The following is a 25,637-nucleotide window of genomic DNA, read 5'->3' on the forward strand; positions in this document are numbered from 1 at the left end:
TGACCTCTCCTTAATCGATAACATGACCGGTTGTGAAGTAACGTGCTAAGGCGGCTGTAGATACGAAACCTAACATCGCAACCAATAGTGCTCCTTCAAATAGAGAAGTCGTCATCCAATAAATGCCTAACACAACAATAAGACAAGTTGCATTGAGGAAAAGTGTATCGAGCGCTAAAAGGCGGTCTACAATTGATGGGCCCATAACCAGTCTGAAAAGGCAAAGTAGCATCGAGATTGTAACGGCAATCAAGCTAATACCTAGAGCATAGGGTAGGATTGTCATGCACTTGCCTCCGTTTTACTTTTCACATCAAAAATTTCCATAAGAGGAATTTCATAACGTTCTTTGATGTCTTGAATATCAGATTCGATATTATCTGTGCTTAAAGCATGAACCAGAATATCTCCGCGTTCCTGATCGATACCCGCAGAAACCGTACCTGGTGTTGTGGTAATGATCATTGCCAGTAAGGTGTTGACCTGCTCATGTTCTGTCTCTAAAGGTACGCGATACCATTTAGGGTGTAATTTTTTAGTAGGTCCCAAAACAAGTTTTGCGACCTTAAAGTTAGAAATAATAATATCCCAAAGAACAACAAAACATAGTTTAACTGCAGGTTTCCAGTGAATATGCGGTGTGCGGGTAATAAACGGTTTGACTAAACGAGGGATGATTAAGCCCAAAAGCATCGCAGTCAAAAGATCACTCGCATCAAGACTATGCGCCAGCATCAACCAAAATAAAACGATGAGAACCGAAACAAATGGATGTGGAAACCAGCGTTCAAGCAAATGAGTTAACTGCATTGTTATGGCTCCATAGGTTTCAATTGACTTTCATCAACAATGGTAGGCGTTTGGAGTTTGTCTTGTTGCTGAATTTGTCGTTGTTTATATTCAGAAATATGTTCGCCATTGAACGTATCTTTCGAAATAATATCTGGAACAAGATAAGCATTATGATCTTCAACCTCACCGCCATACTTGGTTTCTGGTAAGTAAGCTGGGTCATATGGTTGCACACTGATGACTTCACCGTTTTGATCTACTTTAAGAATAGAGTGTTGGTAAAGTGCATGGTCTTGGATCTGCTCTGCGGTGCTTAATGTGTAATGCTGAATTGGTGCAGCAAAGACAACATAAGCGATTAAACCAGCTAGTAATAGATAGATGACTTGATCGTTACGTGGTGGTGCGCGTTCCGGCAAAGCACGATAAAGAATATAAGCTGGATGGATTGGATCTTGTTCTGGAGCAGATGCGCGCCAGAATAAGATAAAACCAACACGTGTGAGTGCAATAATACTTAATAGGCTCACAACAAGCACAACACCAATAATCCAGCCTTGATAGCTAGCTTCAACTGTCGCTTGTAAAATGAATACTTTTCCAAGAAAACCACTAAAAGGTGGTAATCCAGCCATCATCATCGCAATCAAGAAATAAGTCAGCATAGCTGCTTTTTCTTGTTTGATTCTTGGGGCAACTTTTAAATGATCTTTAAAATCTCCACGTTGTGAAGTGATCCATCCACAAAATAGATAAAAAGCTGCACCAATCAATGTACTGTGCACTAAGTAATATAAAGCACCAGACCATGCCTGCGTATTAGACATGGCAATTGCTGTAAGCAAGGTACCAATTGAAGAAAGGACCATAAAGCCAACAAATCGACGTAAACGATCTGCTCCAATTGCTGCAATCACCCCATAAAGAGAAGTAATTAAGCCAATAGGCAATAACCAGCTTTTTAAGATTTCTTGACTAAGCGCATCGTCAAATACTGTTCCATTTACACGTAGAATAGAATAGATCCCGACTTTAGTCATAATAGTGAAAATTGCAGCTACAGGCGTACTTGCAACGGCATAGGTTTTTGGTAGCCAAAAACCGACAGGAAGCATTGCTGCTTTAATACCGAAAACAACAAAGAGAAGTAACGAACCAGCGACTGCTAATTTGTGTTGATCTGCTTCAAGTGTCGGTATAAGACGTGAGACATCCGCCATGTTGAGGCTACCTACACTGCCATAAATCATACCAAGCCCAATTAAGAAGAGAGCAGAGGCTAAAAGATTGATAATGACATAGTGAACGCCAAGCTGAAAACGAGGTTTGCCTTGTCCATGTAAGAGCAACACATACGAAGCCATCAACAGGATTTCAAAAAAGACGAAAAGGTTAAATAAGTCGCCTGTTAGAAATGCTCCACAGATTCCCATTAATAGGAAATGTACCATGGCATGGAAATAGCGACCACGCGTATCCCAGTTATCACTTGCATACCATAAAACTGGTACTGCTAATGCGTAAGTCAGTGCCAGCATAAAAGCTGAAAGACGATCGAGTACAAGCACAATACCAAATGGCGCTGACCATTCACTTAATTGGTAAACAGTAATTTGCCCCGTGCTGGCGTAACTAAGATAAACAATAGCGGTAATTAATCCGGCAATTGCTGAGATAAGGCTAATGCCACGACGCCAAGGTTGGCGCCAGTCATCTTTTAAAGCACCTGCCCCAGGGTTACCTAACAGTAATAAGATAAAAGCAGTAAATGCTGGGATGAGAATGCTAAAAATAGGCGTGTGTTGTTGCCAAAAAGATAAAAAATCAAACATCACGGCTCATCCTCACGTGGGTCGTATGTTGGGGAAGCATCTTCTTTAGCATCAACATGATCACTACCTGATTCATAACGGCTACGTAGCGCAAGTTGTACAATAAACGCTGTAGTTGCAAAACCGATCACGATGGCGGTTAACACCAACGCTTGAGGGAGTGGATCGGTTATTTTTGTTGTTTCAGTTAAAATTGCCGGTGAGCTGATTTGTAATCGACCCATAGCAAATAAAAATAAGTTTACTGCATAACCGATTACAGCCAATCCGAGCACAACAGGGAAAGTACGAGCACGTAAAATCAGATAAATACCTGTGGCAACAAGTAAACCAATAGCAGAAGCCAGTAAGAATTCTAAACTGATCATGATGATTCCTCCCGATGTGGTACAGGACCGGACATACTCGAATGACGAGAGTCGCCTAATACAGAGATGAGCAACATTGTCGCGCCTACAACGGTGATATAAACACCCAAGTCAAAACTTGCAGCTGAAGCTAGATGTAGTTTTCCTAGAATTGGTAATTCAACATAGACATGAGCACTTGTGAGGAACGGACGTAACCAGAACCATGCTGCTATACCAGTCAGACCTGCAATCGTTAATCCTGTTCCAATCCAGACTTCGTAAAGGCGGCCAGACTTCGCTTTTAACAGCTGTTCTGCTTGATCTTGACCTAGTGCAATATATTGAATGATTAGCGCCATTGAGGTGATTAGACCTGCAATGAAGCCACCGCCTGGATAGTTATGTCCTCGCAAAAAGATATAAACACTGACGACAAGCGCTAGAGGTAATACCCAAGAGGCCGTAATACGGAACATAAGCGGAGAAGGATTAAAACGGTAGGTGAGGCCTTGCGTCATGGTGGTGCCGTGTACACGCATACCATCCATTAAACATAGGGCACCAATCGCAGCAATGCCTAATACCGTAATTTCACCGAAGGTATCGAAGCCACGGAAGTCAACTAAAATGACATTTACAATATTTGAGCCACCACCAAGTGGTAAAGACTGTTGGGCAAAGAACCAAGAAATTGAATTATGATCACGGGTTAAAATCAGCCAAGTAATCCAGCCAATTCCTAGTCCTCCAATAATTGCTAAGGCAGCATCTCTCAAACGTCTAGAACGACGAGATTCATACGGCGTGAGCTGTGGAAGTAAAGATAAGCTCATCAATAAAAGAACAGTCGTTACAACGTCTACTGTAATTTGAGTCAGCGCTAAATCTGGTGCTGACATGGTGACGAAGACCATCGTTACCACTAGACCAATTGCACCACTAATAAGTACTGCCTTAATACGCTCATGGTGGAACCAGAGCATCATCCAACAGCCTGAGAACAACGTCAGCCAAAGAACTACAGCAATCCATGGAGCATGGGTGAGTTCACGTGTACCTGTGCTCAGCCCTTGATTGAGTAAAGGCAGAGTGACCATGATGATGCTAAAAGCAATGATCCAGAACAAATAACTTTGCAATGAACCATTTTCAGTTTTTTGTTTGATTTTTCGGCTTGTAAGCAGCAGATGTTTTAAAAATAAATCAAATAAGATGCGGCCTTGTAATTTGCCTAGACGTGGGTCAAGGTCAATTTTACGAATCATGCCGTCTTTTGCTAAGGCAAAGTAGAACAGCGTACCGCCTACTAAAGCAATAATACTCATCACAAGAGGAGCGTTGAATCCATGCCAAATTGCAAGGTGTGTACCCGCAAATTCTGGTTGCATTAAGCTTGCTCTAGTTACGCTATTGACCAGTGGTTCTACCAATAACGAAGGCAGAACGCCAACCAAGATACAGAGCACAGCAAGAAGAATGGCTGGAGCACGCATCCCGATAGGTGGTTCATGTGCGTCTTTATTTGGCACTTGTTTGCCAATTGGGCCGTCAAAGAAGACACCATGTACTAAGCGAATTGAATAACTTACTGCGAAGATACCAGCCAGAGTTGCAATGATGCTGGCAAAGATAACCGTTGAACCTGAAAGATTTGCCAATAGCTCGGTAAAGAACATCTCTTTTGAAATAAAGCCGTTGGTAAGTGGTACACCTGCCATAGAGGCAGCGGTGATCATGGTGAGTGTGGCAGTGAAAGGAAGTAATTGCCAAATACCACTGAGTTTTCGAAGATCACGTGTGCCAGTTTCATGATCAATAATCCCTGCAAGCATAAACAGCGCTGCTTTAAATGTTGCATGGTTAATAATATGGAAAATAGCAGCGGCAACCGCTAAAGGAGAACCGATCCCGAGTAAACAAACAATAAGTCCTAAATGACTAATGGTTGAATAGGCTAACAGTCCTTTTAAATCTTCTTTGAAAATAGCAAAACACGCTGCCATACAGAGCGTAAATAGGCCGACAAACGTAACGATATTGTGATAGATCGCAGCGCCTATAAAGATTGGAAGTAAGCGGGCAAGTAGGAAAATCCCGGCTTTTACCATGGTCGCAGAGTGCAGGTAAGCGGACACTGGTGTTGGTGCCGCCATTGCATTAGGTAACCAAAAATGAAATGGGAACTGAGCACTCTTTGTAAATGCGCCAAGCAAAATAAGCAATAACATTGGAATAAAAAGAGCGTGGGCTTGGATCGCATCTTTCATGCCCATGATTTCGCTAATTTCATAGGTCCCAGTGATTTGTCCTAAGAGAACAAATCCACCTAGCATTGCTAAACCACCCATTCCTGTAATGGTGAGTGCCATCCGAGAGCCACGTTGAGCAGCTTCATAATGACTCCAATAACCCACTAACAAGAAAGATGAAATACTGGTGAGCTCCCAAAAGACTAATAAAATAATAAGATTATTAGAGAGCGAAATACCCAGCATTGCTGCCATAAACAGCATGAGTAACGTATAGAGTTTACTTAATGAATTTTTAGGGCCTAAATAATAATAGGCGTATATATAAATGAGTGTACCGATACCGGTAATAAGTAAAGAGAATAATAAACCAAGAGCATCGAGCCTGAAGCTCAGATTGATCCCTAATTGAGGTAGCCAATCCCAGCTTTGTTGAATGCTTGCACCACCAAGCACAGTTTTAGCTTGAGTCAGTAATAAACCAAAACTGGTTAAACTGACTCCAATTGCCCCTAAAGCCGTTACTCCACGCGAGAACCGTTGAAGCAATGAAACAAGGGTGGTGCCTAATATTAACGGTAATAAGATAATTATCGGTAGCACACTCGTATCCATATGTGATTTAGGCCGAAACCTAAAGGTGAAATTTTAATTTCAGAATAGATAGGAATTCAAAGAGAGTTCCAAAGCTTATTATTCCGAAAACCCAACCAAATTAGAAAATAAAGCGAGAAACAAGTTGTATTGCGCAACTTGAAGAATAAAAACGCAAAATGAAATTTATTGTACACTAAAAAAGCATTGAAAATCTGATGTTATTACATGTAGTAACAACATCTAGTTATTTTAATGCCTAAAAAACCGTACTCCACCATATATTCTGTGAGTGTGGTTTTTTTGATTATAAAATTCAAACCGAAGGGCTTTCTTCTGGTGTGTCTCCCGCATGAATCATCTTTAATAATTCATTTTTTTGTTGTTCATTTAACCCCTGAATCTGCTGAAATAAAACCTCAATCTGTGCTGGTGTTGGATCTATTAAACTCAGAGGCTGTGCTTCTATAGATGGTGTTAAAGGTTCGCTTCTTTGAAGTAAGGTATAGATATGTTCAAGCTGTTGCTTGGTCGTATTTAGGTCCAGATGGCTAATTTTACCATGCTCTAATTTTAGGCATTGATAGGTCGAGGCATGTTCAAGTAGCTCTTCACGACTTCCTGTTGCAATAATTTGTAGGCGTGGAAATGCTTGATGAAGCCGATTTAAGATTTCGGAGCAATGCGTTGAGTCGAGCTGTGTATCAATCTGGTCAATGAGTAAAACTCCATCCCCCTCAAGACAAGGGTTTAGGCTTAAAGGATTGAGCAGACATAGTCGGCGGGCTATATCACCTACTAAAGCAATCCAGGTTTTTGTTGTATTTGAAAGTTGCTGAAAAGGTAAGGTTTGATCTTCATAGTCGACCATGAGTTGCAGTCGAGGCTGATATTGTAGATATAGATCTTTAAGCTCAGGCAGAACTATACTTAATGCATTCTTGAGGGCGTAGAGATTGGGTGAAGTGAGCTGTTTAGGTTGCCCAGATAATTCTTTTTGAAGCTCATTTAATAATTCTGTTTGATCTTGCTGATCTGATTGTTTCGATCTAATCCGTTGTACTAGATATGCAGCTTGAGCATTTTCGATATCGCTAATTTCTCGTAACCATTCAAAAAAGCGAGTAAAAGTTGTAAACGGTAGTGGACTAATGTCATAGGCTGAAATGGCTTGAGTAATGCCGGGTAAATTTTTATTAAGCAGATTAATATCATTTACAAATCGCTCGGTTGGGTAGTAAGCGATTAAGGGAAGCCCCTGTAATGGATCTTTTTTTATGACTTGTTGATAAAGAGCCATGGTTTGATCAAGTTGCTGAGTTTCAACTTGGCTCACTCCAATCCCGCTTGCATTTAAGGTTTTAAAAAGTTTCCAGCTACACAGCGAAGAATCTACCTGCTGAGCAGAGGTACTTTCTGGTAGATGACCAATTTCAGAAGGAACTTGAATGGTCACTTCAATTTTTGATTGTAGACGCGACTGAGTAATGTCTTGATCAGGCATGACAATACCGGGACTACGCAAATCTTTAAGGCGAGCAGGGAGCCAAGTTAAAGCATGGTAAGTATGTTTGAGCAACATACTTTTACCAGTTGCCTGTTCACCTAAAATTAAGGTGATTGGCTGTTTTTCATAGTGAAAGTGTATTTTAAGGTCGTGAAACAGAGCAATATGTTTAAATTGAACAGATTTAAGTTTCATAGGCTCACCTAAATATGAGCGCTTCAACCAACCGACTGACGAAGACTTAAAGGCGCCCTTAGTTTTAATTGTTGTATCAGATCATAAAGATGATGGATATTTAGACTTACTTTAGCACGAGTACAGGCAACGTACAGTAGTCTTAACTCTTCATCAGTAATCTTGTGTTCTAACCCATTAATTTTAAATTGATAGTCATCTTCAATATGAACACGGTTCCATTCTAAGCCTTTTGCTTTATGGGCTGTAGAGATGACATAGTCAGCTTGCTCAAGTGGTGTAATCTTTGCAAGCGCTTTTTTTAGTGGGTCAGTGCCGTGATCATCCACCAATTTAACCAATGGTTTAATATCACTACCTTCATTGGTTTCACAGTATTCATGGACATCATGCCATGAGTTGAACCATGCTAATTCAGGCACATCAGTAACCCGTTTTCCTTGTTTTAAGAGACTTGCAGCATCTACAAAACGGTTTAGTTTTTGATGGTCAGCTTGCAAACTCACTTTATCGCCGTGAACTAAACCAGCTAATAAAAGTTCCATGGCCCGAGCATTGGTACGGCATAAAATCGCATCACGCATTTTGGTATGCGGTTTATTTACGACACTTGATTTCTGATTTGGATTACCAAGCAAAGGAACAGTTTCATTTAATCCGCCTAGCAATGCATTGGCAACATCTGCAATCGTTTCACCAAAACGAAAAGAAGTGGTGAGGCGAGACTCTGGCAACGGTAATTGTTGCATCGCATTGATTGCACCACGCCATGCATAAATTTGCTGATGTGCATCACCTACATAGATGACCTGCGTACTTTTTTGGCGAAGTAAAATACCCAGCATTAAAGGGTCGGCATCTTGTGCTTCATCAAATAGTACATAATCGGCTGGGATGTTAGGTTCAGACAAAGCCCAAAGTTTGAGGTAAATATCATGACCAATTCCTGCCTGATGATTTGGGTCGATGGACTCTAACCAACGGCGCTCTACAGCAGGGTAAAGGTGAGTTTGTAGCTCGGTAATATCATCCGGATGTAACCAGTTGGGCGCCTGAATATGTCGAGGAGCTGGATATTGAGAACTGGTTGAACAGAAATAGCTGACAGCATTAGCGACAAGGCTTGCGAGGCGACTTGGCATTAAGACGTATTTTTCATAACGTCCACCCATCATGCGTCGTAAAGTAATAGGTTCTAGTCGATATTCTTTGGCAATAAAGCTTGGACTTAAGCGAGGTAAGCGTAATTTATCAGTCACACCGCGTGGCACACTGCGAAACGCGAGTGAGTGAAAAGTCCGGCAGTCTACATTACGATGAAATTTGTTTTGTGCTTCACCAGCAATTGCTTTGTTAAAAGCCAAATACATACCGCGCCGTTCAGGCATGGCATCACTAATCATTTGTAACGTAGTAGTTTTACCTGTACCCGCATAGGCAATCACTTTAAATGATTGCCCAAGACGTCCGTTATCTATGGCAATTGCTTGCTCATAGGTGGCTTTAGGTTTTTCGATATTCGACACTGAGTGATTTTAAACCTTGTTGCGGTTAGCTTTTTCAACTAAACCAGATAAACCCTGACGACGAGCTAATTCGTCAATAATAAGTTGTGGATTAAGATCGAAATAACCCAACATGACAATGCTATGGAACCACAAATCGGCAGTTTCATAAATCAAGTCATTTAAATTGCTTTCTGTATTTTGAGCAGCGTAGTCTTTCGCAGCAATAATAGTTTCTACGCTTTCTTCGCCGACTTTTTCTAAGATTTTATTGATACCTTTTTTATAAAGGCTTGCAACATATGAAGTGTCTGCTTCTGCTTGCTTACGCTCTTGCATCAATTGCCCTAAGTGAGCAAGTACATCCACTTGTTCAGTAGTATAAGCATGATCGTGGCTTTCAGTTTTAGCATTGTCACCATAAATTGCAGTAGGGTCTTTTAATTGTGCATCGACAATTTCCCAGCCCTGTGGGGTGAGTTTACGGTAGAAACAAGACTCACGACCTGTATGACATGCGATACCGCCATGTTGCTCAACCTGTAATACAATCACGTCGCCGTCACAGTCTAGACGAATTTCATGGACAGTTTGAAAGTGACCTGATTCTTCACCTTTGTGCCAAAGTTTTTGGCGAGAGCGAGAGAAATAAACAGCCTGATTTTTTTCTGCTGTAAGTGCAAGTGATTCACGGTTCATCCACGCTACCATCAAAATACGTCCGGTTTGATGATGTTGAGCAATGGCAGGGATAAGACCTTGTTCGTTAAATTTTACTTCATCGAGCCATTGCGTGTTATTCATGAGGAATCACCAAAGAAATAGGAACTATAAATTGATTTCAATCAGATGCTAAAAAATAGCTTGTATAGTGTACGGCATCAACGTCGCTTTGCGGAAAAATTCTTTGCGCTTTTTGCCTTTGTCATAGTAATACGCATCTTGTAACGCTTACCAGTCGGTATCTTATTCAAGTGGCTAAGACGTGAGGATATTTGAAATCTCAATCAAATTTTGATCTGGATCGCGAATGTAAACTGAAATAATAGGATGCATTGCACCGGTACGTTCAACGGGGCCTTCCTCAATTGTAATATTTAATTGATTAAGGTGTGCAATCACTTCGGAAATGGGAGTTTCTGAAATAAAACACAGGTCGGCAGATCCAGGAGTTGGCTGTAGTGCCTTGGGTTCAAACTCATTGCCTTGCTGATGTAAATTTATTTTTTGATTTCCAAACTGTAGAGCCTTTCTATCACCTTTAAAAGTGATGACCTCAAACCCTAAGACGGTTTGATAGAAATTACAGGTAGTTTCAATATTTGAGACGGTTAAAACAAGATGATCAAGATGGCTGATTTTCATGTGTTATTCACTATCATTTAGTTGGGTTAATAGTCCGACAGAGATTCACTTTTTAAATGAAAAGCACTGTTTTCTTTAGGCAATTGAGCAACCTGATCATAGTCAAGTTGTTGGAATGGACCTGTCTTTAAGCCTGAAATTGTAATTGCCATTTCTTTTCGAAAATAAGGGATTTGATACATCCAAGGGAAAACTAAATCTCTTAAACCTCCAGCCCACCAATGGTCAGATTGATAAAGTGGTGTTAGTAAACGACTGAGAAATTGATAAAACTGGGTAGATGAACGGCGAAGCTGGTGATAATGCTGCCAGAGTAGGGACCAATCAATATTTTGGTTCTTTTGAGCTTGTTGCAATGATTGAGAAAAAGCCCAAGCATCCAATAATGCCATATTAGCCCCTTGTCCTAACTGTGGACTCATTGCATGAGCTGCATCTCCAATTACTCCAACTCGACCCTGACCAAATTGAGTCAGGACGACATCGCGGTAGTTTGCAGATAGCCATTTAGGCTGAGTTTGACTGTTATACAAAATTTCTTTCAGCCATTCTGCAACTTTGGACCAACGTTCTGAGACTTGCTTTAACCAAGCTTGTTTAGCCTGCTCATCTTGTAAAAAGCTTTGTAGTTGTGGTGTAGGTAGACTCCAAAAAACACTTGAAAGGCGCTGTTGAGGTTCAGTTGGAATCGCTCCTGTAGGAAGAATTCCCATCATAATTTTCGAGCGATCATAAAATTGATGCAGAATTTCAGAATCGAGAACTTGGCACTCAGGCACGATACTCCACGCCGCACCCCAAGGGTAGGATTGGTCAACCTTTACCCATGCTTTAGGTCTTAATTGACTACGAGCACCGTTGGCAATAAGTAGGCCATCAAAGCAAGCATCAACCTTTTGGTTTTTATGTATGCTGAATAGCCGAATTTCATCGTTACGTTCTTCAAAACTTTCAACAGAGTGGCTCATACACCAAGTAATTTGGCTTGAATACTCGCTAAGTTTTTGAGTGAGTACATGACATAAAGTGGCTCGGTGTAGACCTAGGCCATAAAGATTTGCTGATGCTTCATGATAATGACTGTTAACTAAAAGACGCTTGTCTGGAAGTTGGCCTTCTAAGCCTGTGACTTTTGCACCTAATGTTAGAGCTTTATCGAGCACACCTAAGTGTTCAAATACTGCTAAGCCCGCAGGTTGGAGTAATAAACCAGCACCTACCGGAGATAACTCATCAACTTGTTCAAAAATAGTAACGTTATTGCCTTGGCGGGCGAGCAAAATGGCGGTGGCTAAACCTGCTGTACCTGCACCGATAATGGCAAAATGAGGTGTTTTCATTGTTTGTTCTTTTGAAGCATTTATAGCTTCAATTTAGCAATGAACGAATAGCTGATCTATAAATTTTTTGAAAATTAAATTTTTTCCATAAAAAAAATCCCTTGCACTGGCAAGGGATTTTGAACTTATTTCAATATACGCCAAAGCGCTAATAAGCTACTCAGCACAATTAGAATAATCGAAACAAACCAAGGACTAATAATCGCAATAGTCAGTAAAATCACCATGCTACTACCGAACATCCAGCTACGGCGTTGCTGATGCTCCATTTGCAAACGAAGTTGTTGAATTTCGCGTAACTGGCGGTCTTGCCAAGCCGACTGATTTTTTAAACCATTTAAGCTATCAATAATTAAACTTGGGAAATCTTGAGCACCTAAAAGCAGGTCAGGTAATTGCTGGCCGAGTTCTTTTACATTTTTGACGGGGTTCATGTTGGATTTGACCCATTCCGTCAAAATTGGTTTTGCCAATTTCCAGATGTCGAGCTTCGGATAAAGATCAGTACCTAAGCCTTCTACATGCACTAAAGTTTTGAGTAGCAGCATGAGCTGTGGTGGTATCTCAAGATGGAAGCGTCGAGCAATATCCATGACTTGAATTAAGATACCCGCAAAATCAAGTTGATCCATTGGTTTAGACACCATTGGCCCAACAGTGCGGCGCATTTCACGTGCTAAAGCGTCTTGGTCTGTACCTGGTGGAATCCAGCCAGCTTGATGCACAATTTGAATGAGCTGCATAAAGTTACTGTTCATGACCGCAAGCAACATGCGGGCAACCGTCATCTGGTCGTGTTTAGATAGCTCGCCCATAATCGCACAGTCCAGTGCAATAAAGCGTGGATTGTTTGGATTAATGGTTTCTACAAAGACATTACCAGGATGCATGTCGGCATGGAAAAAGTTATCGCGGAAGACTTGCGTGAAGAAAATGGTTAACCCTTTTTCTGCAAGTTGTGCGCGGTCCATGCCTAGACGGTCAAAGGTTGCCGTATCTGAAATCGGCACACCAGTAATGCGCTCAGCCACCATGACATCTTTGGTGTCCATGTAGACTTCTGGCACATACATCATGGTTGAGCCAGTAAAGTAATGACGCATACGACGGGTGTTATCCGCCTCAATACTCAAGTCGAGTTCGTTTAAAATGATCTGGCGGTAGTCTTGAATAATTTCGGTGAGATGCAACGCACGAGCAGCTTCAAGGCGGCTTTCTAGCGTGTTGCCTAACCATGCCAAAATTTCAAAATCTTGTAAGATTTGATTGCGGATGTCAGGGCGAGTCACTTTAACCACAACTTCGCGACCATCATGTAATGCAGCAGTATGAACTTGGGCAATTGATGCAGCAGCTAATGGCTGGTCATCAAATCGTGCAAACAAGGTATTAACGTCAGCTTTTAACGATTCTTGAATACGTTGTTTGGCAACATTGCTATCAAAAGGTTTTACCTGATCTTGAAGTAAGACCAATTGAGCGAGTATTTCAGGTGGAATTAAATCACGTCGAGTTGACAATAATTGACCAAGCTTGATTGCAAGCGGCCCCATCTCTTCTAAAGCTTCTTTGAGCTTTAAAGGATTTTTACGTTCGCGACTTGACCATGCAGCTGGGTGCATTTTAATAACACTTAATGCACGTTGAGCTTTAACTGGTAATTCATCCGCAGGGAACAACGTATCGAGTCTATAGTGCGCTGCAATACGCCAAAGTTCGAGTAAACGTGAAACGTGCGGAATCATATACAGTCTTACCTAGTCTTGAGAGGGTTGTAGTTGTGTGTTGAGTTGCTGCAATCTTGCTTCTAGACGGTCAATGTCTTGATTAAGCTTGCGAGTTGCTTGAGTTAAATCATCCATTTCCCAACGAGGGGCAAATAGACCACTATCTTCTTTTAATGCGTCTTCTGCAAAAAATAGATGACTTTGAAGAGAGCGTTTTAAATGTTTGGGTGCAAGTTGAATCTTGCCAATTTCGTGGGCGAGTTGAGGACCGACCCATCTTGATAAGTGCGAAGCTAAATCTGGTTCAGCTTGCTGCATAATCTTTTGAATATCCTGTAGCAGGTGGTAATCACCTTGCAATGGAATATTGCCAATCTGATCTGGATCGCTGACCAATAATTTAATCAGTTCGACGACATCTTTAACATGCAAAGTTGCTGTTGCTTCAGAAATTTTGAATTGCGCATCAAAAGGGCGCTGTTCAAAAATAGAAGGCTTTTCACTATGACCTGTTACGGTAGGTTCAAGACGTACTTTTTCTTGGTCAAAGAATACATCGACAGAAAGCTGCGGGCTATCAATCACAACACGCAGCATTTTGCCCTGTAACTGATTAAGCTGAATGCGTGTAACCGCATCCAGATCGATCAGATGATGAATGATACGTTCGACTGCACCGAGTGCCAGAATCGACCACATATCGTTATCCCTTACAGTTTAAAGCCACGGTGAACGGCAACGATACCAGCAGTAAGGTTGTGATAGTCACAGTTCTGGAAACCAGCATTTTCCATCATACCTTTTAAAGTACGTTGGTCTGGATGCATACGGATTGATTCAGCCAAATACTTATAGCTTTCTGAGTCATTCGCAACCAATTTACCCATGATCGGTAAAGCAGTGAATGAATAGAGGTCATAAAGTTTTGAGAATGGCTCAAATACAGGTTTAGAAAATTCAAGAATCAGTAAACGGCCACCTGGTTTTAATACACGGAACATAGAAGCAAGTGCTGCGTCTTTATCTGTCACGTTACGTAAACCAAAGCTAATGGTTACAAGGTCAAAGCTGTTGTCTGCAAAAGGTTCTAAAGTTTCTGCATTGGCAAGAACGAAGTCAACATTGGTACAGCCTGCATCAATTAGACGGTCACGGCCAACATTGAGCATAGATTCGTTAATGTCTGAAAGTACAACGTGACCTTGCGGACCAACTTCACGGCTAAATACTTTTGCTAAGTCGCCTGTACCGCCAGCAATGTCTAACACGTGTTGACCACGGCGAACACCAGACATGTTAATTGCAAAACGCTTCCACAAACGGTGAATACCAAATGACATTAAGTCATTCATCAAGTCATATTTGCTTGCAACTGAATGGAAAACTTCTGCAACTTTTTGTGCTTTATCTTCAGTTCTAACAGTTGAGTAACCAAAGTGTGTGGTTTCACCAACGTTGCCAGTATTACCAGCACCACGAGGTAAATTGTATTTAGGTACAGAACCATTCACAGGTGTGTCTGTTAAGGTTTGCTGTAAAGTTTGTTGTTGCCCTTGAGGAGTACCTTGAGGTAAAGGTGAGCTTAGGAATGGGCTAACTTTGTCTGAACTTTGTGCCTGCTCAGTTGGAGATGTTGGCTTTTGGTTTTCGTTAGACATATTGTCTCTCCTAGACTCAAACTCAAGTGAAACGGAATAAGTTCTGCATGATGACAGATTTTGTCTATTTTTACAGGCATCATCATGCAAATATAATGAATAAAATCTCAACTTCGTGAGGTTGAGTTTTTCTATGTGCCGACCTTATCACACTCTAAACGGATTCGGATGCCCTGAATGTACATTTTCAATAATCTGGCGTTCTTTTTCAGTAAAAGTCTTGATAAAGGTCTCGGCTGATTTTAACGGTTTCATCGCACTAAAACCATCTTGAATGAAATCATACATCAATTCGAAGTGATATTTTTGGGCAATACCTTTACACATTTTAAAAGCAGTAAACATCATAAATGAACGCATGTATTTATCGAGTGCTACTCCTAAATCGTCAAGCAGAGCAAGCTGCTGGTAACGAGCTTCTGCTTGATCGAGCTTAATTAAGGTTAAACGCATAATCTCATCAGTGAGTACGGTATCTGCCGGATAGTCCTCAAGAAGTTGCATTGCTACTTGCTCATCAAGTTGAGTTGCAAGTACAGCTAAACTTACCGATTTAGTGCCTGTTTTAATTGCATTTTCAGGTAAGACTTTTTCTGCTTTATGCGCATATTTCAATAAGCGTTCGATTTGAGCTGCAAGAGCATCAAATTCTGGGCCACCATATAAACGATTTAAAAAGTACTCTGACATGAGCTTGTGCGCTGGCAGATTAAAAAAGTCATGATGCGTATCTTTCATCCGCTCTTTTAGCCATGTTTGTACATCTTGCAAACGCTGAGCAAGCACCGGATTATCGTGATAATTAAATGTTTTATATTGTTGTAAAAGTTCATCAAAAGCAGCGAGTTTAGACATTTAAGGCTCTAATATTGGGCTATTTGCAAAAAATCATAAAAGGCATTGTAACCTTGTACTATGGCGAGTAGATGTAAAAAAAATGATTCATGCGTCAATTCTTAGACAGATTTTTGTCGCAATGACATAATTTGTATAGCAATTCATCATTTAACCGCATAAGTTAAAGATCATCGAAATTAAACAATAAAAGATTAGAGCTGTGGACTATGAGTGAACAACAACCAAAATTTGAGATTCGTGATGAAGAACAGCTTTCAGTCGACTTGATTGAAGCACAATATGCGTTAAAAGAAAGTCGGGGCAAACCCAACGCTAAAAGCACACTGATATTAATGAGTGGTATTGAACTGGCTGGAAAAGGCGAGGCTGTTAAGCAACTTCGTGAGTGGTTAGACCCTAGATATTTACGAGTCAAAGCAGACGCGCCACGTGTGCTGACAGATACAGAAGCATTTTGGCAATCTTATTCGGGTTTTATTCCTACCGAAGGTCAAATTGTGGTGATGTTTGGTAATTGGTATAGCGATTTGCTCGTTACCGCAACGCATGTATCTGAACCTTTAGATGAGGCACGCTTTGATGCTTATGTTGAAAATATGCGGGCATTTGAACAAGATCTAAAAAATAACTATGTCGATGTCGTTAAAGTCTGGTTCGATCTTTCATGGAAATCGCTGCAAAAACGTTTAGATAAAATAGATCCATCTGAACAACATTGGCATAAGCTCCACGGCCTAGACTGGCGTAATAAAAAACAATATGACACTTTGCAAAAGTTACGCCGTCGTTTTACCGATGATTGGTACATTATTGATGGCGAAGATGAAAAGCAACGTGATCAATTTTTTGCTCAATACCTTTTACAACACATGCGTCAACTTCCAGAGCATGAAACTGAAGTTAAAGGAAAATGGCAGCAAGCTAAAATTCCAGAGAGTTTATTAAAACCTTCTAATGAACCACTTGAAAAAGCTGAATATAAAAAAGAGCTCGATAAACTGAGTAAAAAAATTGCCGATGCCATGCGTTTTGATAAACGCAATGTCGTGATTGCTTTTGAAGGTATGGATGCTGCTGGTAAAGGCGGGGCCATTAAGCGAATTGTTAAAAACTTAGACCCACGTGAATATGATATTCATTGTATTGGTGCACCTGAACGTTTTGAAGCTCGACATCCTTACTTATGGCGTTTTTGGAACCGCATTAATGAAGCTGAAAAAATCACGATTTTTGATCGGACATGGTATGGGCGCGTGCTCGTTGAACGGGTTGAAGGGTTTGCTTCGCCTTTAGAGTGGCAGCGTGCCTATGATGAAATAAATCGCTTTGAAAAAGATTTATTTGATAGTCAAACGATTGTAGTAAAAATTTGGCTAGCGATTAGTAAAGATGAGCAAGAGCAGCGTTTTAAGGCCAGAGAAGAAACACCGCATAAACGTTTTAAAATCACAGCAGAAGATTGGCGTAATCGTGATAAGTGGGACGATTATTTAAAAGCAGCAGCCGATATGTTTGAGCGAACCAGTACTGAATATGCACCTTGGTATATTGTCGCAACTGACGATAAATATACGGCACGTCTGGAAGTATTAAGGGCGATTTTAAAACAGCTGAGAGCAGATTAAGCTCTCAGCCATAAGGCATAGATTAATTTACAATGGTGGTACGGCTTTTTTGCTGAATACGTTTTGCAAGGTTATAACTATCATTCAGATGAGTTTCTGCTATTTTTTTCATCATGAAATAGCCTAAACTTGCTGCTACAATTTGTCCGCCTAGCGGTATAAATTTAGTCACCTGTTTTGTTACGATTTTGCCTAAAAAGCCGTTAAATGTTTTTTTAACGGTAGTACGTGCGACTACAAAACCTGAAAATTCAAAACCGCGTTTACGTAACTCATCCCAATGAATAGTTTTAGTTTTTGGGTCGTAAACGCTCACGTGTTCAGGCGCTAAACCAAAACGGGAATTGATATCTGGAATCAGGTGCGACAAAATTCCCAAATCTACCGCCACGTCAAAAAAAGGAATCGGTACAATTGCCGCTCCGGCTGAGACGTAAGCTCTTTTTTTGATGAGATCATGGCACTCATCGCGAATTTGTTCCAGATTTAGGCTAGGATCAATATAGTCAGGAATCTTGTCAATTTTCATAATGTCTACCTGTATAAGTTCTTGATGGCGTCATTCAAACCAAGTGTAAGTGACACCTTAAGTTAAATTATGCTGTGTTTAAACCAACGTGACATAGTCAGATTCAGTTGTATAGTAATGAATGTTTATGATTTTGTGCATAAATTATGCAAGCAGGAAATGAAATAAATGGGGATCCATGTTATTCAAAGTCAACGTATTGATGTGTTGTTGCAAGGTGTATTGGCGTCTACATCTCAAGCTTCAACGCATCCATTACAGGTTTTGAAAACCCAACATTTTATTGTTCCAAGTCCTGTGGTCGAGCAGTGGCTGATACAAAAACTTGCAGAACAGCAAGGCATGAGTGCCAATTACCAGTTTCACCAACGGGTACGAGGTTTCCAATGGTATGCCTATCAGCAAGTTTTAACTGCGCATAAAGAGCAGGTTCGTAAAGCGAACATCCCGCGTTTGATTTTTAAATGGCGGGTGCATCAGGCTTTGCACGAATTTATTCAACCTGACACGATGAGCATAGACACATCGCATCCTTTACATTCTATTGTTCAGCGTATTTATGACAGTGCAGATCGACTCGAACAAGGCATAGATAAACAATTAAAAAAACAAAAAATGCTGTATTGGGTCGCTGAGCAGGTTGCCGATCTATTTAGCAACTATATGATTTATCGTGGACAGTGCCAGCGTGGTTGTGAAAATAGTTGTACCTGTCCGGAAAACTGGTTGTCTGCTTGGGGACAGGGCCGAGCACTCGATATTGAAAAATATATTGTGCAAAAAGATGATGAAGTGACTGCTTTTGCATTACATCAAACTGAGGAGTTAGAACGCTGGCAGCGTTGGTTGTGGCAGCAACATTTTCATGATGACTTTTTGCAAATGCAGCAAATTGACGCGTTGTTTTGGCAAGAGTTAGATCATCCAGACCGTGGTAAGCGTGCTATTTCAAGATTACCTAATCAAGTAGTGATTTTTACATTATTAGATTTGCCGCCAAGCCAGTTACAGTTTTTGCGCCGTTTAGGCCAATATATTGATGTCTTGATTTTGCACTATAACCCTTCACAAGAATATTGGGCCGATAGTGTCGATCCACTGTGGAAGCAGCGTTATGACTTAGGGGTAAAAGAGCGTTTTATTGCGAAAAACCCAAAGGCTACAGATGCTGAAATTAGCGATTTCTTTAATAAATTCACACTCAACTTTAATGCTGAAGCGCGTGAGTCTAGACATCCGCTTTTAACCAGATTGGGTAAACAAGCCCGCGACCACTTTTCTTTATTATCGAATTTATCTACGGGTGAAGAAGGTAAGTGGGTTGATGCTTTTGTGGATGATTTTCCTGAAAGTTTACTCGGTAAAGTTCAGTCAGATATTTTGCATTTGGTAGAACCGCAAGCTAAGCAATATGAACTCGCTCCAGACGATGACTCTATTCAGATTCATGTTTGTCATTCGACTTTACGTCAACTTGAAGTATTAAAAGAGCAATTGATTGGTTGGTTGGCTAAACCGCATGAACAGCCGCGCCGCCCAAACGATATTTTAGTTTTAGTGCCTAATTTGGCTGATATAGAGCCTTTAATTCGAAGTGTATTTCCCGCTACTGCCACTGAGCAAGGTGTACATTTGCCAGTGAAAATTGCAGGTGTTGCATCACTTGATGCACTTAATGCTTGGCGTACCGTAATTGGGCGTATTCAACTGATGCAGGGCCGTTTTAGCTTTGATGATTTTGCTGATTGGTTAAGCTTGCATGCGACCCAGCAACGTTACGAACTTGAGTATGTTCAGGTCGAGCGGATTTTAAATTTGCTTGCCGATGCGGGCTTTAAACGAGGGCTTGATGCAGAGCATCTCAAGCGCAGTTTGTGTGACGGTGATGATGATTATCGATATAGCTTTAAATTTGCCTTAGAACGATTGGCTCTTGGGATTGCCGTGCCTGTGCATGCGACATTTAATCAGGTGTTGAGTTATGCCAAAGTTCAACCGGGTGATTTTGAGCTGATTGGTACACTCATTCAAATTTATCAAGATTTGAATGAGCGCCGTGATTGGCTAACGCTGCATGAACAAGGAAAAGTCTATACCGTTGAATATTGGCTCCAAGTGCTGGGCAAAGATATTGTTGAATTTGAGCAGGTCGGTGTTGCTGCTCTAAAAGCTGTGCGGGAAATTGTTAAGAAACAAGAGCGAATGTTGACACTCGCAAGTTATTACGCCGAGACAGAAACCGGAACTTTGCGCAAAATTACTTTGCCTCTGCCTTATATTATTGAAGAAATTCAACGGACATTAGAAAGCCAAAGTGCACAAGCTGAACCGACAGGGCAAATTACCTTTGCCCAAATTGGACACATTCGACCGTTACCTTATCGTTTAATGGTCATGCTAAATCTTGATGCCGGACAATTTCCAAACCGTGATACACACGTTCCATTTGATTTGATGGATGCACTGCGTCAACAGTTAGGTGACCGCTCTCGACTTGAAGATGATCAAGGTGCTTTTTTAGATGCTTTATTATTAGCCCAAGAAAATTTATGGCTGTTTTATAACGGCTTTGATGTGAACGATGGCGAGGTGCGCGAACCTTCCAGTATTCTTCAAGAGTTTCGTGAACATCTTGCGTTGATTGTGAAAGCTGAAGATGGTGTATCTGAAAGTGTCGTTATTGAAGGAATTGAGATTCCATCACAGTTAAAACAACTCTATCACTTACATGATTTACAGCCCTTCGACCCGAAAGGTTTTACTGTAGAAAAAAGTGTTATTCGCTACCAAGATCACTGGTTTAAGGTCGCTTCACAAATTCAGCAAGTTTCAGGAAGCCGTCAACCTTGGGCGAATACGACCTATCCGCTACAAGCACCTGACATGCTGGTTTTAGAGAGCCAGCATTGGATACAGGATGTGACGTTCCCTGCACGATTATATTTGAAAACTTTAGGGGTAGAAAACTTAGGAAGTGTCGGAGTGCTCGACCAAAATGAACCTTTATTATTAGATGGTTTAGGGCGCTATGCGATCCGACATTTTTTACAACAATCTGAACAGCAAGCACAACCTGAAGTATTAATTGATCAGTTGCCTGTCGGTAAAGTCAAATATAGTGCATGGCAACAAGGTGTGTTTGAGCAAGAATGTTTGCTTGAGCGCCTTCACCATTATGCACCAGCAGTGACACAAACAACTCAGCGTATTTGGCGAATTGCTAAACAGCTTCATATGAATATTACAATTCCGAAGTCTGAAACTCGGGACTGGGTGAGTATGGAACCTTCAAGCGCTCGGGCAAAAAGACGCGCTAAAGTCTGGTTAGAATATCTACTCTGGTTAGCTTATTTGAATGAGGGAAGTGCAGGAGCTGAAAAGCGCCGTATTGTGGTTTTTAGTGATCAAACTGTGATTTGTAGTGGCGTAAGTTCTGAGCAAGCTCGGCAATATTTGCAGCCATGGTTTAAAATCTGGCGTCATGCACAGCAACAACCATTGGTTTTACCAGCAGCCTTATTATTAAAGCCGCTAGAAAAAGCTAAAGCATATCAGTGGGAAACAACAAATCAGACAGAAAAAGCAAAACTGGATGAGAAGAGCTATGCTGAGCTGCTAAAATACTGGAATGAAACAGGGTCATTTACCACGATGGATATGACTCAAAATGAAGCTTGTAAGTTGCATCAAGACTGGAGCTTTATTTTACAAGAACAAGATGCGCAAGCTTTGCTTCAACATGCTTGTGATGAGTTTGCGTATGATTTGTATCATCCGGTTTTTCAATTTCAACATTCGGAGTAAGGCATGAACTCAAGAGTACAGGTGTCTTATCAACCTATTATTGATATTGAATTTAGTGGTTTACACTTAATTGAAGCTTCGGCAGGTACAGGGAAAACCTATACCTTATCAAGTTTGATGGTCCGTATCTTTCTTGAAAAATACTTGCCTAGACAAGTCATTGCGACCACGTTTACCCGTGCAGCCGCTGCCGAGTTAAAAAGCCGTATTCGTGCCCGTTTGGTTGAAACGTACCGTTATTTAGATGCCAAGCGTAGTTTTACAGAACACGAATTAATTACGCAGGCAGAGCAAGAACCTGACTTATTACTCCAGCACATTCTAAAACATTTTGCGACGCGTATTGCCTATGCGTGTGAACGTTTAAAACTGGTTATAGATCAATTAGATGAGTTATTTGTCGGGACACTCGATAGCTTTAGTCAAAAACTATTACGAGAGTTTGCCTTTGAGAGTGGCAAAATTGAACGTGCTCAAATTACCGATGATGCCAAAACCTATAGCCGACAACTGATTCATGATGTTTTGCGTGAATGGATACAGTCTCAACCTCAGACCGTGATTGATGCGTTGTATCTGGCAGGTGAATTAAAAAGTGTCGATAGTTTTGTCAAACTTGTTGAAGACTCACTGAATTTTAGTTCTGCTCATTTTAAACTTCCTGAAAAACCAACCATTCAATTTGAAGAACTCACGCAGCTCAAACAATTAGCGGCAGAAATCGATATTAGCCTTTTAGAAGCATATTACTTGCTTGATGGTGAACACTACAAGTATGTGAGCGGGACAGTATTTCGAAATGGAGCGTTTAATAAGTTATTTAGTGAATGTTTGCCGCAGCTGTTGCAAGTTCTAACGCAAAGCGACAGCATTTTGGTTTTTGATGGGTCTTTGACTGCACAACGTGAGCTTGTTTTTAAGTTTTTAGGTCAACTTGCCGATCAGAAAGTTTTCAAGAAATGTCCTGCTGAAATTTCAGATGGATTCTATCAACATCCTTGTATCCAACAGATTCAACAGCTATTTGGTGTGCTGAAAAACTACGCCGAGCAGTTCGACCAGCTTCATATTTTTTTAAAAGCCTATTTATGTGTAGAGGTGAAAAAACGTTTACCTCAGGTTTTGCAAAATAAAGGTGAAACTACTTTTTCTCAGCAAATTCGTACACTTTCTGAAGCTTTAAAAGGTGAGCAGGGGCAGCGTTTTGCTGTATTCGTTCAGGCACGTTATCCCTTAATTTTGGTTGATGAATTTCAGGACACTAACCAAGATCAAGACGATATGCTCGCCAGCATTTGGCGCCATCCAGAGCGCTACCAAAAAGGTTGCATGATTATGGTGGGGGACCGTAAACAGGCGATTTACGGTTTCCGTGGTGGGGATATGCTCACCTTTTTAAATGCCTATAAAGATATTCAAGCCAAACATGGCCGCGAATATAAGTTAATTCATAACCATCGTTCTGTTGCTGATCTGGTTGATGTGGTCGATGCCTTATTTCAAAGGCAAATCGACTTTGGCGAAGAAGTTCAATATGACCCAATTCGAGCGGGCACTCGACCTCATCCTGTACTGATTGAGCAGAACAATCATAATCCTCACCCTTTGCGCTGGTTAATGCTCAAAGATAAAGAAACAGAGGCTCAGCAAGTTGCATGGAAGATTCGAGATCTACTTAACCAGTCACATGCTGGACAACTATATTTTCAAAAAGATGCTCAGACTCAAGTCTTAAACGAAGATGATATTGCGGTATTGTCTCGTAATCATGATGGGCTGGATAAAGTTCAATTTGAGCTAGAGCGTTTAGGAATTCGGGTTAACAGGCCTTCAAAACGAAGTGTTTTCGACTGCACGATTGCTCAAGACGTGGGGGCTTTGCTGACCGCCATACTTCATCCTTACGATGAGGCAAAAGTGAAGCGAGCTTTGATTAGCCGTCTATTTGCCATGGATTTAAAACAACTCTTGCAACTTGAGCAGACAGCCGAAGGGTTAAGCCAGTTTATGACTGGTTTTGACACGATTAGAGAGTTGTGGTCCGCTCAAGGCTTTTTAGTGGCATGGCAACAATGTCTCATCCAGTTTGATATATGGCAAAATTTGGTTGTTGCCCAAAGTAAAGATAATGAACGGGTTGTGGTGAACTTGCGTCATTTAACTGAAATTCTGAGTCAGCATAGTGAAAAATACTCAGGTGCTCAGAACCTTTATCACTGGTATCTCAAACAGTTGCGTTCTCCTCTTGACCGTGATTGGGAGTTAGAACGTAAATTATCGAGTGAAGCTGGTGTTCAGCTCATGACAATTCACCAGTCAAAAGGGCTGGAATTTAAGATTGTATTTTTATTAGGTGCAGACAAGCCCTTTCGAGAAAATAATAAAACACTCAATTTTTCGACCCAAGATATTGTCAAACCGGACTCAAACCAGACTTTGACTCAACGTGTCGTTGCGATTGCTGACAAGACTTATTTGAATGAAATAGAACTTAAGCAGCACGAAGAACGAGCGCTCGCTGAACAGAATCGTCTTTGGTATGTCGCTTTAACGCGAGCAAGCCACCGCGTCTATGCTGTCCTACAAGATATTGATGGCAAGTCAGTATCAGGTCTCGCTTTTTGGAAAAATAGAGCTGAACCTTTTCAACACCGTTGCTGTACGGATGAAATGGTTTTGGAACAGATTCCACAAGCAATTCATTTAACCAAGCAAACCAGTGTTATTGAAATACAAGCAAAACGGTTTCCTGAACAACGTTTTTATTCGAGAGGGAAAACCAGTTTCAGTTACTTGGCACAGCATTTAAAACATAAGGCTGGCACAGATTTATTGGCCAGCCAGAGCAATGATGCTGTATTAGCAGAAGATGAGTTGGACTTAATCAATACTGCTGAAGCAATCAGTGCTCAGCCGATTGACTGGATAAAGAATAACTTTCCTAGAGGAACGCTTGCCGGTAATTTCTTGCATGAAATATTTGAACATATTGATTTTCAATGTTCAGATGACTGGGTCATAGAAATACGTCGTCGTTTTAAAAATGACTATAGTAGCCTTTGGCAAGATTTACTCAGTAAATATAACGAGAGCTTCCCAGAAGAGGAAGATGCAGAAAATCTGCTTTACCAGTCAGTTGCAGAGTGGTTAAAAGATATTTTGCGAACACCGCTTTCTCAAGGCTTTCGATTAAACCAGCTCCAACAAGATCAGTATTTGTCAGAGTTTCCTTTTTATTTGGCACTCTCAGATCGGGTTTTAGCAATGACACGTATTCAGCAGCTCTTCGCTGAGTATGGGTTGAATATGCCGGAGTTACTTGAGGCTCGTTCAGCGCGTTACCTTAATGGTTCTATCGATTTGGTTTATTTTGATGGTCAGCGTTACCACATTGCCGATTATAAAAGTAATTACTTAGGGGATGATCTTGCAGATTATCGTAGCGATAGCATTGCTCAAAGCATGTCTTTGGCAAGTTACTGGCTACAAGCAGGTTTATATCTCGTTGCGTTACATCGCTATTTGCAAGTCAAAATGCAGGATTACCAGATTGAGCAACACTTAGGTGGGGCAACTTATCTTTATTTACGTGGCATGAATGGTGAAGCAGAGCAGGGGTACTATTATTGGGAACCTAGCGTCGAGTTTATTCTGCGTCTTGATGCCATTTTAGGGTATTTTGCTGAGGATAAAATTGCATGAAAAAT

At 40.9% G+C, this 25,637-nt stretch carries 18 protein-coding genes; 3 read left to right on the top strand and 15 right to left on the bottom strand.

What is annotated here, in order from left to right; genetic code table 11:
- Nucleotides 1-10: 10 nt before the first annotated feature.
- The 14 genes from HMPREF0013_RS17310 to HMPREF0013_RS17375 form a co-directional block, all read right to left on the bottom strand.
- Nucleotides 11-286, bottom strand: coding sequence for a monovalent cation/H+ antiporter subunit F (locus tag HMPREF0013_RS17310; RefSeq protein WP_005065886.1), 276 nt, complete (start codon nt 284-286; stop codon nt 11-13).
- A complete protein-coding gene (locus HMPREF0013_RS17315; RefSeq protein ID WP_005065887.1) occupies nt 283-810 on the bottom strand; it encodes a Na+/H+ antiporter subunit E in 528 nt (175 codons plus the stop codon). The genes HMPREF0013_RS17310 and HMPREF0013_RS17315 overlap by 4 nt, the downstream gene beginning before the upstream one ends.
- 2 nt (nt 811-812) lie before the next feature.
- The gene (locus HMPREF0013_RS17320; RefSeq protein ID WP_002114796.1) at nt 813-2,624 is read right to left on the bottom strand and encodes a monovalent cation/H+ antiporter subunit D; all 1,812 of its coding nucleotides are present in this window, start codon (nt 2,622-2,624) and stop codon (nt 813-815) included.
- The gene (locus HMPREF0013_RS17325; RefSeq protein ID WP_002115033.1) at nt 2,624-2,992 is read right to left on the bottom strand and encodes a Na+/H+ antiporter subunit C; all 369 of its coding nucleotides are present in this window, start codon (nt 2,990-2,992) and stop codon (nt 2,624-2,626) included. Before HMPREF0013_RS17325 ends, HMPREF0013_RS17320 begins: the two co-directional genes overlap by 1 nt.
- Entirely contained in the window at nt 2,989-5,838 is a 2,850-nt protein-coding gene (locus tag HMPREF0013_RS17330; protein WP_005804152.1) for a monovalent cation/H+ antiporter subunit A, read from the bottom strand. The genes HMPREF0013_RS17325 and HMPREF0013_RS17330 overlap by 4 nt, the downstream gene beginning before the upstream one ends.
- 295 nt (nt 5,839-6,133) lie before the next feature.
- Complete coding sequence (locus tag HMPREF0013_RS17335; RefSeq protein WP_002115059.1) at nt 6,134-7,519, bottom strand: AAA family ATPase; 1,386 nt, start codon at nt 7,517-7,519, stop codon at nt 6,134-6,136.
- A gap of 23 nt (nt 7,520-7,542) precedes the next feature.
- Nucleotides 7,543-9,045, bottom strand: coding sequence for a UvrD-helicase domain-containing protein (locus HMPREF0013_RS17340; protein ID WP_002114901.1), 1,503 nt, complete (start codon nt 9,043-9,045; stop codon nt 7,543-7,545).
- 9 nt (nt 9,046-9,054) lie between these two features.
- Nucleotides 9,055-9,828 carry a bifunctional phosphoribosyl-AMP cyclohydrolase/phosphoribosyl-ATP diphosphatase HisIE gene (hisIE, locus tag HMPREF0013_RS17345; protein WP_005804153.1) on the bottom strand — a complete coding sequence of 258 codons (774 nt, stop codon included), beginning with the start codon at nt 9,826-9,828 and terminating at the stop codon, nt 9,055-9,057.
- Between the two features lie 174 nt (nt 9,829-10,002).
- Complete coding sequence (locus HMPREF0013_RS17350; protein WP_005804154.1) at nt 10,003-10,389, bottom strand: VOC family protein; 387 nt, start codon at nt 10,387-10,389, stop codon at nt 10,003-10,005.
- A gap of 26 nt (nt 10,390-10,415) precedes the next feature.
- Entirely contained in the window at nt 10,416-11,729 is a 1,314-nt protein-coding gene (locus HMPREF0013_RS17355; protein ID WP_005804155.1) for an FAD-dependent oxidoreductase, read from the bottom strand.
- Between the two features lie 125 nt (nt 11,730-11,854).
- The gene (locus tag HMPREF0013_RS17360) at nt 11,855-13,474 is read right to left on the bottom strand and encodes an ABC1 kinase family protein (RefSeq protein WP_005804156.1); all 1,620 of its coding nucleotides are present in this window, start codon (nt 13,472-13,474) and stop codon (nt 11,855-11,857) included.
- A gap of 12 nt (nt 13,475-13,486) precedes the next feature.
- On the bottom strand, nt 13,487-14,155 hold the full coding sequence (locus HMPREF0013_RS17365) for a ubiquinone biosynthesis accessory factor UbiJ (RefSeq protein WP_002115145.1): 669 nt from the start codon (nt 14,153-14,155) through the stop codon (nt 13,487-13,489).
- 11 nt (nt 14,156-14,166) lie between these two features.
- The gene (ubiE, locus tag HMPREF0013_RS17370) at nt 14,167-15,114 is read right to left on the bottom strand and encodes a bifunctional demethylmenaquinone methyltransferase/2-methoxy-6-polyprenyl-1,4-benzoquinol methylase UbiE (RefSeq protein ID WP_002114829.1); all 948 of its coding nucleotides are present in this window, start codon (nt 15,112-15,114) and stop codon (nt 14,167-14,169) included.
- Between the two features lie 147 nt (nt 15,115-15,261).
- A complete protein-coding gene (locus tag HMPREF0013_RS17375; RefSeq protein ID WP_002115047.1) occupies nt 15,262-15,969 on the bottom strand; it encodes an FFLEELY motif protein in 708 nt (235 codons plus the stop codon).
- Nucleotides 15,970-16,178: 209 nt separating this feature from the next.
- On the opposite strand from HMPREF0013_RS17375, the gene HMPREF0013_RS17380 reads away from it, so the two are divergent.
- On the top strand, nt 16,179-17,597 hold the full coding sequence (locus HMPREF0013_RS17380) for a polyphosphate kinase 2 (protein ID WP_002115082.1): 1,419 nt from the start codon (nt 16,179-16,181) through the stop codon (nt 17,595-17,597).
- Nucleotides 17,598-17,619: 22 nt separating this feature from the next.
- On the opposite strand, the gene HMPREF0013_RS17385 is transcribed toward HMPREF0013_RS17380, so the two are convergent.
- The gene (locus HMPREF0013_RS17385; RefSeq protein WP_002114989.1) at nt 17,620-18,126 is read right to left on the bottom strand and encodes a hypothetical protein; all 507 of its coding nucleotides are present in this window, start codon (nt 18,124-18,126) and stop codon (nt 17,620-17,622) included.
- Between the two features lie 168 nt (nt 18,127-18,294).
- On the opposite strand from HMPREF0013_RS17385, the gene HMPREF0013_RS17390 reads away from it, so the two are divergent.
- Together HMPREF0013_RS17390 and HMPREF0013_RS17395 are read left to right on the top strand one after the other, a co-directional pair.
- The gene (locus HMPREF0013_RS17390; RefSeq protein ID WP_005804159.1) at nt 18,295-21,930 is read left to right on the top strand and encodes an exodeoxyribonuclease V subunit gamma; all 3,636 of its coding nucleotides are present in this window, start codon (nt 18,295-18,297) and stop codon (nt 21,928-21,930) included.
- Between the two features lie 3 nt (nt 21,931-21,933).
- Nucleotides 21,934-25,632, top strand: a complete 3,699-nt coding sequence (locus tag HMPREF0013_RS17395) for a UvrD-helicase domain-containing protein (RefSeq protein ID WP_005804160.1) — start codon at nt 21,934-21,936, stop codon at nt 25,630-25,632.
- Nucleotides 25,633-25,637: the final 5 nt, after the last annotated feature.

It is taken from the genome of Acinetobacter sp. SH024, from assembly GCF_000163635.1.
Classification (GTDB): Bacteria; Pseudomonadota; Gammaproteobacteria; order Pseudomonadales; family Moraxellaceae; genus Acinetobacter; species Acinetobacter pittii.